The organism is Natrononativus sp. DTA114 (assembly GCF_059736515.1).
This window is the reverse complement of record NZ_JCASSN010000001.1, coordinates 37,255-52,271: the sequence shown is the minus strand read 5'-3', so window position 1 is coordinate 52,271 and position 15,017 is coordinate 37,255. Positions and strand designations below refer to the sequence as shown.

The following is a 15,017-nucleotide window of genomic DNA, read 5'->3' as shown; positions in this document are numbered from 1 at the left end:
ACTCACACAGTCAGACGTATTTTATACACGAATAATTTGAATAATTATTATGCCCTCCGTAACGGAGTATGCCAGGAGGATAGGTGGTGGCTACTATGACACACGAACCCCTCTCACGGCGACAGTACGTTGCGGCTACGGGAGCAGCGGGGGCGCTGGCCCTGGCCGGATTCCCCGGGTCCGTCACCGCGCAGGAAGAGACCTTCGAGATCGTCCACTGGTGGACGGCCGGTGGCGAAGAGGAAGCACTCAACGCGCTCCTCGAGGGCTATCAGGAGGAAAACCCCGATGTCGAGATCGACAACAACCCCGCACCCGGCGGGGCTGGATCGGCGCTCGACGCGGCCATTCGATCCCGGATCGTCGACGAGACGCCCCCGAGCACGTTCCAGATCTGGCCGGGGGAATCGTTGCGTCCGTACACGGACGCCGGCGTCCTCGCGAGCGTCGAAGAGCTCTGGGACGACGAGATGCGGGAGGCGTACCTCGAGAGCGTAACCGAGGCCGCGAGCCCCGACGGCGAACTCGTCTCGGTTCCGATCAACATCCACCGGTTGAACAACCTGTTCTACAACGTCGAGGTTGTCGAAGACGCCGGCATCAACCCCGAAGCGATCGACGATCCGACGGTCCTGCTCGAGGCGCTCGAGGCCGCCGACGACGCGGGCTACACGGGGATGGCCCACCAGACCTCGACGGAGTGGTCGACGGTCCAGCTCTGGGAGACCGTCCTGATAGCCCAGTACGGCGTCGACACGTTCGAACAGTACATCGCCGGCGAGACGGACGACCTCGAGGAGGAGGTCAGGGAGTCGCTCCAGCTCGTCGTCGACTACAGCGACTACTTCAGCCCCGACGCGGGGGCGATCGCCTGGGACGAGGGGAACGCCCAGGTGATCGGCGGTGACGCCGCGTTCATCCACCAGGGCGACTGGGCGGCCGGCCAGTACGGCGAGGCCGACTTCGAGTACGAAACCGAGTGGGACTACGTTCCCTACCCCGGGACGGACGGGATCTACTCGATCGTCATGGACTCGTTCGTCATGCCCGAACCGAACCCCTCGCCGGAGGCGACGGAAGCGTTCCTCGAGTACTGCGGGACGATCGACGCCCAGGAGCGGTTCAACCCCATCAAGGGGTCGATCCCGCCGCGGACGGACGTCCCGACCGACGAGTTCCCGCCGTTCCTTCAGGACCAGATGACGGACTTCGAGGGGTCCGACGCCCAGCCGACGACGATCGCCCACGGGAGCGCGGTTCGCCCGGAGGTCAAAAGCGAGATCGAGGAGTCGTTCGCGCGGTTCATCGAGACCTGGGACGTCGAGGAGACGACCCAGGACCTGCTCCAGGCCCACGAGGCTGCCGGCGTCTGACCGAGGAGTCGGTGAATGGCGCCACCACTCCGTTCGCGACTTCGCCGCCGAGTTCGACGGCTCACAGAGCGTGCCAGCTCTCTCGCCCCGCTCGAGTGGGGATCCGACGAGGTCGACGCGAACGATCCGGACGGCCGGCGAGACCGCCGACCGGCGATCGGCGACGGCGGCACCGCGACCGCAACCGGTCGCGTGCGCGAGCGGTTCGGTCACCTCCGGTACAACGAGGCGCTGGGGGCCGCGCTCTTCTGGCTACCGCCAGCGCTGCTGATGGGGTGGTTCGTCTACGGCGCCATCGGCTGGAACTTCGTCATCTCGCTGACCGACTGGAGCGGCCTCGGCCAGCCCGAGTACGCCGAACTGAACCTCGAAATGTACCGCCGGATGGTCGACGACCGGTCGTTCATCGCCGCCGCCCGCAACACCGTCGCGCTGCTCGTCGTCTTCACCGGCGCCGCGTTGGTCCTGGGGCTCCTGCTCGCGATTCTGGTCGACCAGGACATCCGGTTCGAGAACGGCTTCCGGACGATCTACCTGCTGCCGATGAGCCTCTCGTTCGTCGTGACGGCGATCTTCTGGGCCTGGATGTACAACCCCCAGACGGGGATGATCAACGTCGTCCTCCGGGGGCTGGGACTCGAGGCCCTCGCGATGAACTGGATGAGCGACCCGCGGACGAAGCTCGCGACGATCGTCGTCGCGCTCACCTGGCAGTTCAGCGGCTACTGCATGATCGTCTACCTGGCGGGGTTGCGGGCCATCCCCGACGACCACTACGAGGCCGCGAAGGTCGACGGCGCGTCGACTGTCCGGATGTACTGGCGGGTGATCATCCCACAGCTACGGGCGGCGACGACCAGCGCCGCGGTCGTCCTCATGGTGTTCGCGCTCAAGGCGTTCGACTTCATCTTCGTGATGTACGGCGACACGCCCGGTCCCTCCGCGGACATCCTCGCGGTCATGATGTTCCGCGAAGCGTTCGCGCGGACGAACTGGGCGTACGGCTCGGCGATCGCCATGGTGTTGTTCCTGATGGCACTCGCCGTCATCGCGCCGTACATCTACGTCCAGTACAGCCGAGGTGAGCTCTGATGGGGGCCGACGAACGGACCGGCGACGCCGCCGCTTCCGTCGCGACGCGAACGACCGACCGACGCTCGAGCCGACTCGAGCGCGTCGGCTGGCGACGACTCGCGCTGTACCTCGCGTTGCTGGCGCTGCTGGCGCTGTACCTCTCGCCGCTGTGGAGCGGCTTTACGACCTCGCTGAAGACCGCCGTCGCCTTCGCGACCACGTCGCCGCTTTCCCCGCCGCCGCCGGGCGAGTTCACCGCCGAACCGTGGGGCGAGGCCTGGGGGCGAATGCGCTTTGCGATGATCAACAGTGCGATCTTCGTGATCCCGGCGACCGTCCTCTCGGCGTTTCTGGGCAGCCTCGCGGCCTACGGGCTGACCAAGATCGACTGGCGCGGCCAGATCGGCGTTCTGCTCCTGTTCCTCGCGGGCGTGTTCATCCCCTACCAGTCGGTGCTCGTCCCGCTCCGGCAGTTCTGGTCGGCGGTCGACCTCGCCGCGCTGCTCGCGTTCGCGCCCGTCCTCGCCGCCCGTGCCGACCTGTTCGAACTCGCGATCACCCACACCGCCTACGGGATTCCGATCTGTACGATCCTCTTTCGGGGCTACTACCTCACCATCGACGACGAGATCCTCGAGGCGGCGCGGATCGACGGCGCGAGCGCGTTCCGCATCTACTGGCGCATCATCCTTCCGCTCTCGAAACCGATGTTCGCGGTGACCCTCATTTACCAGTTCACGAATATCTGGAACGATCTGCTGTTCGCGCTCGTGCTCGTGACGACGAGCCGCAACTTCGTGGCGACCCAGGCGCTGAACGAACTCCAGGGCGCGATGGTCGGCCAGTACAACCTCCAGATGGCCGGGGCGTTCATCGTCGCGATGCCGACGCTCATCATTTACGTCGTCTTCGGGAGACAGTTCGCGAGGGGGCTCGCGGGTGAGTCGGGATGAGACAGACGCACGCGAAAAACGGTGTCAGGAGGTGCCCCCGCTGATGGCCACCCTCGAGCTACGGAACGTGACCAAACGGTTCGCCGGCGGGGGAGACGAGGTCGTCGCGGTCGACGACGTCTCGCTCGCCGTCGAGGACGGCGAGTTCCTGGTGCTCGTCGGCCCCTCGGGTTGCGGAAAGTCGACGACGCTGCGGATGATCGCGGGCCTCGAGTCGGTCACGGAGGGCGAGATCCTGCTCGACGGCGAGCCGATCGACCACCGGCCGCCCCAGCGTCGGGGGCTCGCGATGGTGTTCCAGAACTACGCGCTGTACCCGCACATGACCGTCCGCGAGAACATGCGCTTCGGTCTCGAGGAGTCGACGACGATGCCGGACGACGAGATCGAGCGAACGGTGGGGGAGACGGCAGAAATGCTCGAGATCGACGACCTGCTAGAGCGGCGCCCGCGGGACCTCTCGGGCGGCCAGCAGCAGCGCGTCGCGCTCGGACGGGCGATCGTGCGCGACCCGGAGGCGTTTCTCATGGACGAGCCGCTGTCGAACCTCGACGCCAAACTCCGCGCGGAGATGCGAACCGAACTCCAGCGGCTGCAGTCGGACCTCGACGTCACGACGGTCTACGTGACCCACGACCAGACCGAGGCGATGACGATGGGCGACCGGATCGCCATCCTCGACGGTGGCCGGCTCCAGCAGGTGGCCACGCCGCTCGAGTGCTACCACCGGCCCGCGAACCTGTTCGTCGCCGGCTTCATCGGCGAGCCGTCGATGAACGTCTTCGACGTGACTCGAGCCGACGGGCGGCTCGTCACAGACGGGTTCGATTACCCCCTGTCACCGTCGACGCTCGAGGACGTCGGCGACCGGACGGAACTCGTTCTCGGAATCAGGCCGGAGGATATCGAGGTCGTGGACGAGGACGCGAGCGGGGATGACGAGCACGCCTTCGCGGTTCGCGCGGACGTGGTCGAACCCATGGGCGACGAGAACAACGTCTACTTCACGTTCGACGAGACGACGTTCGTCGCGTCGGTTCCGGGATTACGTACGGTCGATCCCGGGGCGACGGCGACCGTTCGTTTCCCCGAGTCTGCGATCCACCTGTTCGACGCCGAAACCGGCGAGGCGGTTCACAACCGCTCGCTGGAAGCGCTCGAGGGCGGCGAGAGCGAGACGCAACTCGTCGACGGAGAGGGTTAGTCGAGCGCGTCGTACTCCTCGGGCGTGTACGTCGACAGCTCGAGGGCGTGGATGTCGGTCGTCATGTGGTCGCCGAGGGCGTCGTACACCAGCTGGTGTTGCTGGACCAGCGGGACACCCTCGAAGGTGGACGAGACGACGGTCGCGGCGAGGTGGTCGTCGTCGTGTTCCCCGCGGGGATGAGAGACTGTCGCACTGGCGTCTTCGATACCCTCCTCGATGAGTCGTTCGACGGCTTCGGGGTTCATACGCACAAGGTCGCAGGCTCGAGGCAAAAACGCCGCGGTCCCGTTTGCGCACCGATTCTCACCCGAAGTGAACCGACCCACGAACTTATGTCGATCCGTTACACTGTCGCCGATATGTCACTCGCCGCCGAGACGCGCCGCGCCGCCGACGGCCACCCCTTCCTCGTCGCCGCACTGCGGGCGGGGGTCGTCAACTACACTGCCGCCGCCCGATACCTCGCGGTCGACGGCGAGCCCGAGGCCGTCGCGACAGCACTTCGACGGTACGCCGACGAACTCCCCGCGTACGAACCGTCGGCGGCGGAAGCCCGGGTGACGATGCAGAGCGGGCTCGCGTCCGTCGCGAACCCGGCGGACGCCCTGCTCGTCGTCGGCGACACCGCCTTCGGTGGCGCCGACGGCTCCTATACGGGAATCCTCGCGACCGGCGATCTCGAGCCGACCCACCTCGCGGACGTCCTCGGCTCGCTCGCACTCGCGGAGATCGAGGTCGCGGCGGCGGGCGTCGGCGAGTCCTCGCTGGTGGTGGTCGTCGAGCGGCTTGCGGGGGCGAACGCGGTCCGAGCCGTCGAACGCGCCCTCGAGAACGGCGGGGCGCTCGAGACGCCGTAGCAGACCATCATACGCTTTAACTGTCGGCCACGGGTAGGGAGGGGTAATGACCCTGCACGTGACGAACACGTTGACGGGCGCAAAAGAGCCGTTCGAGCCACAGGACCCCGAGAACGTTCTCCTCTACTACTGTGGACTCACGGTTTCTGATCCGCCCCACCTCGGCCACGCTCGGTCGTGGGTGCACGTCGACGTGATGCACCGGTGGCTCGAGTTCCTGGGGTACGACGTCCGTCACGTCGAGAACTTCACGGACGTCAACGAGAAAATCGTCGCTCGCGTCGGCGAGGACGATCTCGGGGAGGACGAGGCCGAAGTCGCTCGCTCGTACGTCGCCCGCACGCTGGCGGATATGCGCTCGCTCAATCTCCGCCGAGCGGAGGTGTACCCGCGCGTCTCCGAACACGTTCCGGAGATCATCGACCTCATCGAGACGCTGCTCGAGAAGGGGTACGCCTACGAGTCGAACGGCTCGGTTTACTTCGACGTCACCGAGTTTGAGGAGTACGGTATACTGTCGAACCAGGATATAGCGGAGATCGAGTCCCAGGGCGATCCCGACGAGCGCTCCGAAAAGCGGAATCCGGCGGACTTCGCGCTCTGGAAGGCCGGCGGCGTCGACCCGTCCGATATCGAAGCTCACCGTCACGAGGACGCCGCCCCTGCCGAACGGGCCTGTGAAACCGCGCTCACGTGGGATTCGCCGTGGGGCGAGGGTCGTCCCGGCTGGCACATCGAGTGCTCGGCGATGAGTATGACCCACCTCGGGGAAACCCTCGACATCCACGTCGGCGGCCGCGACCTGGTCTTTCCGCACCACGAAAACGAGGTCGCCCAGTCCGAGGCCGCGACGGGCCAGCGCTTCGCGACCTACTGGCTCCACTGCGAGCTGTTCCAGATGGACGAAGAGAAGATGTCCTCGAGCCTGGGCAACTTCGTCACCGTCGGGGAGGCCGTCGAGGAGTGGGGGACGAACGTCCTCAGGACCTTCCTCACGGCCGGGTCGTACAACAGCGCACAGCTCTACAGCGACGAGACGATCGCCGAGGCCGAGGAACGCTGGGACCGCCTCGAGCGCGCCCACGAGGCCGCAACCGAGGTCATCGACTCGCCAGCGGCCGGAACGAACGTCGAGGACGAGGAGCTCCGGGCAGCCGTCGACGACGCCCGCGTGAAGTTCACGGGAGCGATGAACGACGACTTCAACACGCGCGAGGCCCAGTCGGCGCTGCTGTCGGTCGCGACGGCCGTCAATCGCCACGTCACCGACGGGAACGCCACCGACGACGGCGAGGAACCGGCGTACGACTACCGCGGCCTCCGCCGGGCGGTCGAGACGCTCGAGGAACTGGGCGACGTACTCGGCCTCTCGTTTACCGGCGACACCGGCGGCGAGGCCGAACTGGCCGGCGACGTCGTCGACCTCGTACTCGAGGTTCGCGAACAGGAACGGGCAGCCGGAAACTACGAGCGGGCGGACGAACTCCGGGACGAACTCGAGGCGCTGGGAATCGAGGTCCAGGACACGGACGAAGGGGCGACCTACCGGCTTCCGTAGGACGCGTAGTCGTTCGTAAGCGTTCGGTCACTCGCGACAGGAACGCTCTCCCGGAACGTGGCCCTCAAAAATAATTTTCGGACTTAACACACTAGCTAAACGTCCTACGGACCACGAAGTTTATAATTCCGGGGTAATTCCACGCGCATATGAACAGACGGAGCTACCTGTCGGGCGTCGCTGCCGCCGGTCTCGTTTCCGCGGCCGGCTGTCTCGACGACGTGCTCGAGGATGCGACGACGTTCGCCGCCACGCCCGCAACCGTCACCGACGGCACCGACGACGAGGCGGGCTACTCCCACCAGGAGACGCGGTCGTTCGAGGAGAGCGAGGAGGTCGCCGGCGAGACGGTCGAGGTGACGAACCACGTCACCGAGTACACCCGATCGCTCGAGATTCCCGGCCTCGAGCGACTCGAGGCGGGCGTCTTTTCGGTCATCACCTCCCCGCAGGTCAGCGTCGCCGGCCGGCAGTTCAACCCGCTGAGCCAGATGGACAGCGAGGAGATCGTCATGCTCGTCCAGGACCAGTACGAGGACCTCTCTATCGAGGGGTCGGCCGGCGAGCGGAGCGTCGGCGGCCTCGAGAAGTCGATCGCCGTCGAGGCGTACGAGGGTACCGCGACGTTCGTCACGGGGATCGAGATGGACGTCTTGCTGGATATCGCCCAGCCCGACTACGGCGACGACCATTTCGTCATCGTCGGCGTCTACCCCGCGGACGTCCCCGACGAGGACCAGCGGGTCGACACGATGATCGGCGGCCTCGAGCACGACGACTGACGCCGTCGGTCTACTCTCTCGCTTTTCAGAGACCGATCGCGGCGGACAGCGAAACGCCGCTGGCGAGTGCGCCAAGCAGATAGCCCGCGATCGCACCGCCGTTGAGCAGCGGCAAGCCGGCGTGGGGGCGCCCCTTGAGCACCATGTGCATCAACACGAGCAGGCCCGCGATCGTTCCGAGCAGCGCCCCGAGCGCCGGGACGTTGAGGACGATGCCGGGCACCTCGAGTGACCCCGCGTCGACGAAGTAGGCGGCGCTGGCGACCAGGATCGTCGGGATCACCGCGTCGCCCAGGCCGATGAAGAGCGCGTCGCGCTGGCCCGCCTCGAGGTCGGCCTCCTCGGGTGATTCGATCGCCCTCTCTGCTTCCGCCGACGCTTCGGTCGCGTTCTCGGTTTCCGCCGACGAGTCGAGCGCCGTTTCGGATTCAGGGCCGGAGGTCTCCGCTTCCGACCCGGTGGCGGCGTCCATCGCCTCGAGATAGGAGTACGAGAGCGTCGTCGGGATCACGAGGACGACCGGGATCTTGAGGTCCATGACGCCTTCCGCGAGGCTGAGCATGTGTTTGGTCTTGTAGACGCTGATGGCGTCGTAGACGGCGAGCACCACGAGGAGAACGAGCGCGGGCAGGAGGCCGAAACTGATGCCGAACAGCCCCGCTGCACCCGCGCCCATCACCACCCCGGCGGTGTCGATGACGTACCACTCGGGGTGGACGACCAGGCCAGCGCCGACGAGGAGCGCCCCGCCGAGTGCGAGCGCGTTCAGCCCGCCGACAACGACCAGCGGCGGGACGACCTCGGCGAAGACGAACCACGCGAGGAAGACGCTCACCCCGATGATCAGCCCGCGGATGAGCCACTGGACGTCGTACTTGAACGCCGCGAGCATGAATCCGGTCGCGACGAGGATCGCGACGAAGTAGACGATGCTGTTCGTCGGATCCTCGGGGTTCTCGACGGCCTGGCGGTCGGCGTCGTGGAACGGCTCGATCAGCGCCAGCGCACCCAACTGGACGCCGAGAAACAACAGCACCGTCACCCCGACGGCGGCGAGAACCCGCGCTCGATCGTTCATGTCGCCGGCTTTGCGTGCCTGCCGTATTGGTGTTTCCGTCTCGAGTTTCGGTCACACGGTTGCGTCCGAACTTCAGTGAGCTGGTTTGCTATGTGCGCGTGCTCACTGACCATCTGCGGGTGTTTTCGAATCGGCATCTTCTTCCTGCTCAATAGCCACCAGCATCTTCGAAACAGCGCCCACAGTGACTGAATTCATCTGGGAGCTCAGTTATCTCAGCAGCGATTGTGCGGACGTGCTCGTCTGGAACCTCTTTGAGTGCGCCACACTGTGCGCGACGAACGTTGCTCTCGGTCGCGGGCTTGTGCGCAGTCTCAGTATGCCCATTGAGCACGACCTTCATATCTCAGGTATCGTGAGAACGTCTATAAAACTACTCGCCTGAATCTGCGGCGACCATGACTGCCATTAGGCCGAACGTTCGTATCGAGGCTACTCTTTTCTCTGATTCGGAGGCGGATGGGGGTGCTGACCGAGGTTTGCGATGGCCTCCGTTGACACAACCGTGTGTCCGGTTTTGCGGTGATGCACAATCGCTCGTCGGTCCGGGTCAGATGAACAGCCGTCTGACGCGGTAGCAGACCACTCACACTCAATGCACTGCTTTGTCATTCCATATCGTACTCGTACCGACTTCGATAGAAGCTGTGGGGACATCTGCAAGGTGAGCGTAAACAGGAATGTTACGGGTGCTGAACGGAGCAGTCAGAGAAGACGCAGGTGTTCTCGACGATGTCTGGGTGGTTAGTGGTCAGCGTCCGTATCGACGAATACCCAGCCGTCGCTTCTGACTGTAATCTCGTGGCCACGGTACGAAAACGTCAGTGACTCATCCCCGGTGTGGTTTTCACGCTGGGCTGCCGGGCCGAACAGCGCCTCTTCGACCGCAACGGTATCCACGGAGTCGTATAATGGCGGGGTTTTGATGTCTGGTGGCTCAACCCCTTCAGCGTCGGCAACGGCAAAAATAATCGTCGTCGTTAAATCCTGTGGGCCGTCGTGGTCGTAGTGCGCTTGCGCGTCTGCAACTGGCCGGTCTCCCCCATTGAGTGTCTCTGTGGTAGAAGTTTTATCGTGGCTGTCATTCATGATAACTCCTCTCTGCGTGCGACTGCTGGGTGCTATCAGCACTCCCTCCTACCCCTGCCAGCATCGTTAAAATTTTGTCAGTGTGTTGCCCCTTCGTAATGGTCTCGCTCTCACGATTGAAGCCGACAACGCCGTAGTCAACCAGTTTTGGAACGTGCGCGTGCAGGAGCGAGACGTAGACCTGATTCCGTTCGTCAGCTGTCACCGTCTCTTCTGGAATATCTAACTCCCACGCGGCAACCTTCGTGGCGAGTTCGCGCAGTGACCACTGGGGCTTCTCGCTGAGCGTATAGAGAAGATACCGCCGCCGTGGATGTGCAAGGACAGCGAACTCGGTATCCATCTGAAGAAGCGTGTCAGGCACCTGCGGTGGGTCTTGTTGCTTGCCGTCAGCGTGTGTGGTGCTGTCAGTATCTTCTCCGCCGGTGCCATCGTCCATGCTTGAGTGTTTTGCCCTCCAAGCCATTACGTCCTGCGGTAGATGAAATAGCGCTTAACTTCCTTCTGCGGGTGCTTTTCACCGAAACTGGGTTCTCAGTCCAGAATCATCCTCGCGGCGTCCAGTGCACGCCGCCGCAGGGAGTACTGCCGACTACCAGCAGAGCAAGAGCGTCAAATTCTGCCTGCTTCATCTATACTCGGGACGCTACGTCCGACAGCTATGAAATCGCTTACTACACACCGTGCTCTGTTCTTCGCCTGTACTGACCGTGACGTTCAGCTATGATCTGCGTGAAAGGAAAATTTCGTACCGACGCCGTTCAACGACCGGTTTCGTTTCCCGTCTCCGCCCGGTCGCGTACAGAGTTTACCGGGCGTACAGCGTCGTACAGAGTTTACCGGGCGTACAGCGTTGACCCCACGAGCGCGGGCGTGTGTACGCTGTCCTTCGGAGTCACCGCCAGATACGGCTTCTCGACCGGGCCGAAGACGTCGACGACGCGGCCGACCGTCTCGAGGGAGTCGTCCAGCACCATCGTGCCGATGTCGGCGACGTCGTCGTCCTGAGCGCGCAGGATCGCCAATCCCTGGGCGGTGCGGACGACCTGGCCGACGCGGCGCATACTCATTCGCGCATCGCGACGACGTAGGCCGCGACCGCCTGGACGAGGTCGTTCTTCGTCGAGTCCTCGGCCCCGCGGACGACGACCCGCCCCCGCTGGAGCCAGGACTCTCGAGAGTAGGCCTTATCCCGCTCGACCACGGCGTCGTAGCCGATCTGCTGGACGGCCTTCGCGATCTCGTCGACCGTCGGCTCTTCGACCGCAAGATCCTCGGGAACCCGCCGCCCATCGGCCCGCGAGAGGGCCGCATCCAGGTAGGCGGGCCAGATGACGTTCTCGACCATGGGTGTGCTGGGAGGGCCGGCGAGTAAACGCTTTTCAAAACGAGTCGCGGTGGCGGGGGGAGTTACTGCCGGCGGGCGGCGAGCGCGAGCAGAGCGATCACGGCGGCGATAGCGGCGGGGATGCCGAAGCCGGGGAGCGAGTCGTCCCCTGCCGTGTCGTCTGCGGGTTCGTCGCCAGCGTCGGTATCCGCCCCTGTGTCGTCGGACTCTGCATCGTCGGTTTCAGCACCGTCCGACGCCGCGTCGTCGGCATCGGAGTCATCGCTCTCCGCGTCCGTCGACTCGAGTTCCGCGTACGCCTCGGGGTGGACGGCCTCGATGATCTCCTCGAGGGCGTCGATCACGTTCGGTCCGGGCTGGCTGATCGCGTTCGCGTCGATGCCGATGACGTTGTCCTCCTCGTAGGCGGTGGTCGATTCGACGCTCTCCGCGAAGTCGGGCTCCATCCCGTAGTCCGGGTAGATGATCCACTCGGGGTCCTCCTCGAGAACGACTTCCTCGCTCACCTGGCCCCACCCCTCGATTCCGGCTCGTTCGGCGAGGTTTTCGACGCCGGCGGTCGTCAGCGCATCGTGCTGGAAGCTGCCGGGTCCGGCCGTGTAGCCGTCTCCCGTTCCGTAGTACGCGAGCGGGCGCTCCTCGTCCTCGAGGGCGGACTCGATCGCCTCGAGGCGCTCGTCCATCCAGTCGACCGTCTCTGCGGCGCCGTCGCACTCGCCGGTAAGCTGGCCGGCGAGGCGCACGTCGTCTTTCACGTCCTCGATCGAAGTTGCCGTCTCGAAGACGTACACCGTGATGCCGGCATCCCGGAGTTGCTCGAGCAGCCCCTCCTGGCTGAAGACGATGTCCGCCGCGATGACGACGTCCGGATCGAGGTCGATCACCTTCTCGACGTCGGCCGTGGCACCGTCGTCCTGGCTGATGTCGGTCCGGTCGCCGGCGTCGAGGGAGTCGGTGAACTCCCCGATCGGCATGCCGACGACTTTGTCCTCGGCGCCGATTTCGTACGCGAGCTGGGCGTCGCTCGGGTACAGCGTCACGACCTCCTCCGGTTCCTCTTCGAGCGTGATCTCCTCGCCAGAGCCGTCCGTTAGCTCGAGCGGGTACTCACACGCTCCCTCCTGGGCGGCGGCCGTTGTTCCGACTGCGGCTGCAGGTGCAACCATCGCAAGCGCAGTGAGCGTCGCAACGAGTACGATCAATAGCGTTCGCATCACTCGAACCCTGACACCCACTCCAACAAATATTTATCTAATGCAAGCGAGCTTGCGAAGTATGGAACGACCGGGCCGAGTGCTCGCCTGGACGGGGGGGCTCACGGTCCTCCTGCTCGCCGTTGCCGTCGTGAGCGCCGCCCTCGGACCGGTCAGAATCGACCCGCTCACGGTGTCGAAGGCGATGTTGAACGCCCTGGTTGTGCCGTCGAGTATCGGCCTCGAGACGAAATCTCTCCCCGGCGTCGGCTGGACGGTAGCGGTGCCGGGACTCGAGTACGCGTCCGTGTTCGGCTTCGACGTCCCCGGAACCCACCAGATCATCGTAGCGGACGTTCGCCTGCCCAGGATCGCCCTCGCAGCAACGGTCGGCTTCGCGCTCGCCGCCGCCGGAACCGTGATGCAGGGCTTCTTCCGCAATCCGCTCGCGGATCCCTCGATCATCGGCGTCTCCTCGGGGGCCGCCGCGGGCGCGGTCGCTGCTATCGCGTTCCCGGCGCTGATCCCGGTTGGCGGCCTCCATCTGGCGGCGTTCGTCGGCGCGCTCGCCACCGCGTTTCTCGTCTACGCGATCGCGACGGAGGGCGGTCGCACCCCCGTCGCCACCCTGCTGCTCGCCGGGGTCGCCGTCCAGGCCTTCCTGGGGGCGTTCATCTCCTACATGCTCGTCCACAGCGGCGAGAGCCTGCGCCAGGCCGTGATCTGGCTGATGGGCCACCTCCACAACAGCACCTGGAGTGACGTCGGCTTCGCCCTCCCCGTCGCCCTCCTCGGGGTGCTCGTTCTCGGCGCGTTCACCCGCGAGATGAACGTCCTGTTGCTCGGCGAGGAGGACGCCCACCACCTCGGCGTCGAAGTCGAGCGGACGAAGCTGCTCCTGCTCGCGCTCGCGAGTATCATCACCGCCGCGGGGGTCGCAGTCGCCGGCGTGATCGGCTTCGTCGGCCTCGTCGTCCCCCACATCATGCGCCTGATCGTCGGTCCCGACCACCGGATTCTGTTGCCGACGAGCGCGCTGGCGGGGGCCTCGTTCCTGGTCGCGACCGACACCGTGGCCCGGGCCGGTCCCGCCGAAGTGCCGGTGGGGATCGTTACCGCGGCCGTCGGCGCGCCGTTCTTCCTCTTCTTGCTCACGCGCCGGGAGGTGCACGCGCTGTGAGCGGCCGCGAACCCGCCGACGGAACGATCGACATCGACGGCGTCTCGTGTTCGTTCGGCGAGGTTCCGGTGCTCGAGGCCGTCTCGCTGTCGGTCCGCCCCGGCGAGTTCGTTGGCCTCGTCGGCCCCAACGGCGCCGGCAAGACGACGCTCCTCCGGGCGATAAGCGGCGCGCTCGAGCCGTCGTCGGGAACCGTTTCGATCGACGGTGCCGACGTGCACGCGCTCTCGGCGAACGCCTCGAGCCGCCGGGTCGCCGTCGTTCCCCAGGACACCGCGCTATCGTTTTCCTTCGACGTCCGTGACGTCGTCGAGATGGGGCGCCACCCGCACCGCTCGCGGTTCTCGCCGCCGACGCAGGCCGATCGGGCGCAGGTCGACCGGGCGCTCGAGCGCACGCGGACCGCGGCGCTCGCAGACCGCGGGATCGACGAGGTGAGCGGCGGCGAGCGCCAGCGGGTGCTCCTCGCCCGGGCCATCGCCCAGGAGACGCCCGTTCTCTTGCTCGACGAACCGACGGCGAGTCTCGACGTCAATCACCAGATCGAAACCCTCGAACTCGTCGCCGACCTCGTCGCCGACGGCCGAACCGCCGTTGCAGCGATCCACGACCTGGATCTCGCCGCACGCTACTGCGATCGACTGGTGTTGCTCGCCGACGGGCGCGTCGCCGCGGACGGCGCTCCCGATGCCGTTCTCACGCCCGGCACCCTCGAATCGGCGTTCGACGCCACGGCGACGGTGACCGACAACCTCGTGACGGGAACCGTGTCGGTGACCGCGCTCCCGAAGGCGCAGGTGACCGATCCGCCGGACCGGGTGCACGTGCTCGGCGCGGGGCCGACGGGGGCGGCGGTTCTCTCGCGCCTCGAGGCCGCCGGTGTCGACGTCTCGGCCGGTCCGGTGCCGACCGGCGATGCGGTCGCCGTCGCTGCTCGCAGACGCGGCCTCGACTGCATCACGGTCGAGCCGTTCGCACCGGTGTCCGGAACCGCTCGCACGGCTGCCGTCGATCGGATCGAGGCGGCCGATGCGGTCGTCCTGGCCGATTTCGAGATCGCCGCCGGCAATCAACGCCTGCTCGAGGCGCTCGCGACCGTCGATGCCCTCGTGGCCGTCGAGAGCCGGCCGCTGGACGAGCGCCACTTCGCCGGAGAGACCGCCCGGCGACGGTACGAGACCTGTCGAGAGCGCGCCGTCGAAGCGGATCCGCCGGGAGTTCTCGAGGCCGTTTCCACGGCGGTCCGTTCCGCCGAAACCGACGGTCGCGAGTCGCGACTCGAATCGGTCGACGACTGAGTTGCCGACCGCGTCCGGACGGTCCTG

Annotated in this window: 17 protein-coding genes and 1 pseudogene; 10 read left to right on the top strand and 8 right to left on the bottom strand. The window is 65.9% G+C overall.

Going from position 1 to position 15,017, the window contains the following annotated elements; translation table 11 throughout:
* Window positions 1–95: 95 nt before the first annotated feature.
* Genes AC6I6S_RS00280 through AC6I6S_RS00265 form a run of 4 tightly spaced genes read left to right on the top strand, consistent with a single transcriptional unit; the run spans window position 96 to window position 4,604 of the window.
* Complete coding sequence (locus tag AC6I6S_RS00280) at window positions 96–1,373, top strand: ABC transporter substrate-binding protein (RefSeq protein ID WP_497947710.1); 1,278 nt, start codon at window positions 96–98, stop codon at window positions 1,371–1,373.
* Between the two features lie 15 nt (window positions 1,374–1,388).
* Window positions 1,389–2,465, top strand: a complete 1,077-nt coding sequence (locus tag AC6I6S_RS00275; RefSeq protein WP_497947709.1) for a carbohydrate ABC transporter permease — start codon at window positions 1,389–1,391, stop codon at window positions 2,463–2,465.
* Entirely contained in the window at window positions 2,465–3,400 is a 936-nt protein-coding gene (locus AC6I6S_RS00270) for a carbohydrate ABC transporter permease (RefSeq protein ID WP_497947708.1), read from the top strand. The genes AC6I6S_RS00275 and AC6I6S_RS00270 overlap by 1 nt, the downstream gene beginning before the upstream one ends.
* Window positions 3,401–3,443: 43 nt before the next feature.
* Window positions 3,444–4,604: an ABC transporter ATP-binding protein gene (locus AC6I6S_RS00265; protein ID WP_497949274.1), complete on the top strand. Its 1,161-nt coding sequence runs from the start codon at window positions 3,444–3,446 to the stop codon at window positions 4,602–4,604.
* On the opposite strand, the gene AC6I6S_RS00260 is transcribed toward AC6I6S_RS00265, so the two are convergent.
* Entirely contained in the window at window positions 4,601–4,852 is a 252-nt protein-coding gene (locus tag AC6I6S_RS00260) for a BolA family protein (protein WP_497947707.1), read from the bottom strand. The two genes, AC6I6S_RS00265 and AC6I6S_RS00260, sit on opposite strands and share 4 nt — an antisense overlap.
* 114 nt (window positions 4,853–4,966) lie before the next feature.
* Between AC6I6S_RS00260 and AC6I6S_RS00255 the strand changes: the two genes are divergently transcribed.
* The 3 genes from AC6I6S_RS00255 to AC6I6S_RS00245 all read left to right on the top strand — a co-directional run bounded on the left by AC6I6S_RS00255 (window position 4,967) and on the right by AC6I6S_RS00245 (window position 7,804).
* The gene (locus AC6I6S_RS00255; RefSeq protein WP_497947706.1) at window positions 4,967–5,464 is read left to right on the top strand and encodes a DUF7523 family protein; all 498 of its coding nucleotides are present in this window, start codon (window positions 4,967–4,969) and stop codon (window positions 5,462–5,464) included.
* A 46-nt stretch (window positions 5,465–5,510) separates the two neighbouring features.
* Window positions 5,511–7,022 carry a cysteine--tRNA ligase gene (gene cysS / locus AC6I6S_RS00250; RefSeq protein WP_497947705.1) on the top strand — a complete coding sequence of 504 codons (1,512 nt, stop codon included), beginning with the start codon at window positions 5,511–5,513 and terminating at the stop codon, window positions 7,020–7,022.
* A gap of 149 nt (window positions 7,023–7,171) precedes the next feature.
* Window positions 7,172–7,804 (top strand): DUF6517 family protein, encoded by a 633-nt coding sequence (locus tag AC6I6S_RS00245; RefSeq protein WP_497947703.1) that lies wholly within the window; start codon window positions 7,172–7,174, stop codon window positions 7,802–7,804.
* 25 nt (window positions 7,805–7,829) lie between these two features.
* Here the strand turns inward: AC6I6S_RS00245 and AC6I6S_RS00240 are convergent, their stop codons facing one another.
* From AC6I6S_RS00240 to AC6I6S_RS00210, 7 genes are all read right to left on the bottom strand, one after another.
* The gene (locus tag AC6I6S_RS00240) at window positions 7,830–8,882 is read right to left on the bottom strand and encodes a presenilin family intramembrane aspartyl protease PSH (protein WP_497947702.1); all 1,053 of its coding nucleotides are present in this window, start codon (window positions 8,880–8,882) and stop codon (window positions 7,830–7,832) included.
* Window positions 8,883–9,030: 148 nt separating this feature from the next.
* Entirely contained in the window at window positions 9,031–9,225 is a 195-nt protein-coding gene (locus AC6I6S_RS00235) for a hypothetical protein (protein WP_497947701.1), read from the bottom strand.
* 401 nt (window positions 9,226–9,626) lie between these two features.
* The gene (locus AC6I6S_RS00230; protein ID WP_497947700.1) at window positions 9,627–9,971 is read right to left on the bottom strand and encodes a HalOD1 output domain-containing protein; all 345 of its coding nucleotides are present in this window, start codon (window positions 9,969–9,971) and stop codon (window positions 9,627–9,629) included.
* Window positions 9,964–10,410: a DUF7344 domain-containing protein gene (locus AC6I6S_RS00225; RefSeq protein WP_497947699.1), complete on the bottom strand. Its 447-nt coding sequence runs from the start codon at window positions 10,408–10,410 to the stop codon at window positions 9,964–9,966. The genes AC6I6S_RS00230 and AC6I6S_RS00225 overlap by 8 nt, the downstream gene beginning before the upstream one ends.
* A 397-nt stretch (window positions 10,411–10,807) precedes the next feature.
* Window positions 10,808–11,035, bottom strand: coding sequence for an H/ACA ribonucleoprotein complex subunit GAR1 (locus AC6I6S_RS00220; protein WP_497949273.1), 228 nt, complete (start codon window positions 11,033–11,035; stop codon window positions 10,808–10,810).
* A gap of 2 nt (window positions 11,036–11,037) precedes the next feature.
* Window positions 11,038–11,319, bottom strand: coding sequence for a signal recognition particle subunit SRP19 (gene srp19, locus AC6I6S_RS00215; protein ID WP_497947698.1), 282 nt, complete (start codon window positions 11,317–11,319; stop codon window positions 11,038–11,040).
* Window positions 11,320–11,381: 62 nt separating this feature from the next.
* Window positions 11,382–12,533 carry a PGF-CTERM-anchored ABC transporter substrate-binding protein gene (locus AC6I6S_RS00210; RefSeq protein ID WP_497947697.1) on the bottom strand — a complete coding sequence of 384 codons (1,152 nt, stop codon included), beginning with the start codon at window positions 12,531–12,533 and terminating at the stop codon, window positions 11,382–11,384.
* 61 nt (window positions 12,534–12,594) lie between these two features.
* Between AC6I6S_RS00210 and btuC the strand changes: the two genes are divergently transcribed.
* The 3 genes and pseudogenes from btuC to AC6I6S_RS00195 all read left to right on the top strand — a co-directional run bounded on the left by btuC (window position 12,595) and on the right by AC6I6S_RS00195 (window position 14,990).
* A complete protein-coding gene (gene btuC, locus AC6I6S_RS00205; protein WP_497947696.1) occupies window positions 12,595–13,692 on the top strand; it encodes a vitamin B12 ABC transporter permease BtuC in 1,098 nt (365 codons plus the stop codon).
* Window positions 13,689–14,456: pseudogene (locus tag AC6I6S_RS00200) on the top strand (heme ABC transporter ATP-binding protein); the annotation flags it as partial. The gene btuC and the pseudogene AC6I6S_RS00200, both read left to right, overlap by 4 nt.
* The gene (locus AC6I6S_RS00195; protein WP_497949271.1) at window positions 14,433–14,990 is read left to right on the top strand and encodes a hypothetical protein; all 558 of its coding nucleotides are present in this window, start codon (window positions 14,433–14,435) and stop codon (window positions 14,988–14,990) included. The pseudogene AC6I6S_RS00200 and the gene AC6I6S_RS00195, both read left to right, overlap by 24 nt.
* Window positions 14,991–15,017: the final 27 nt, after the last annotated feature.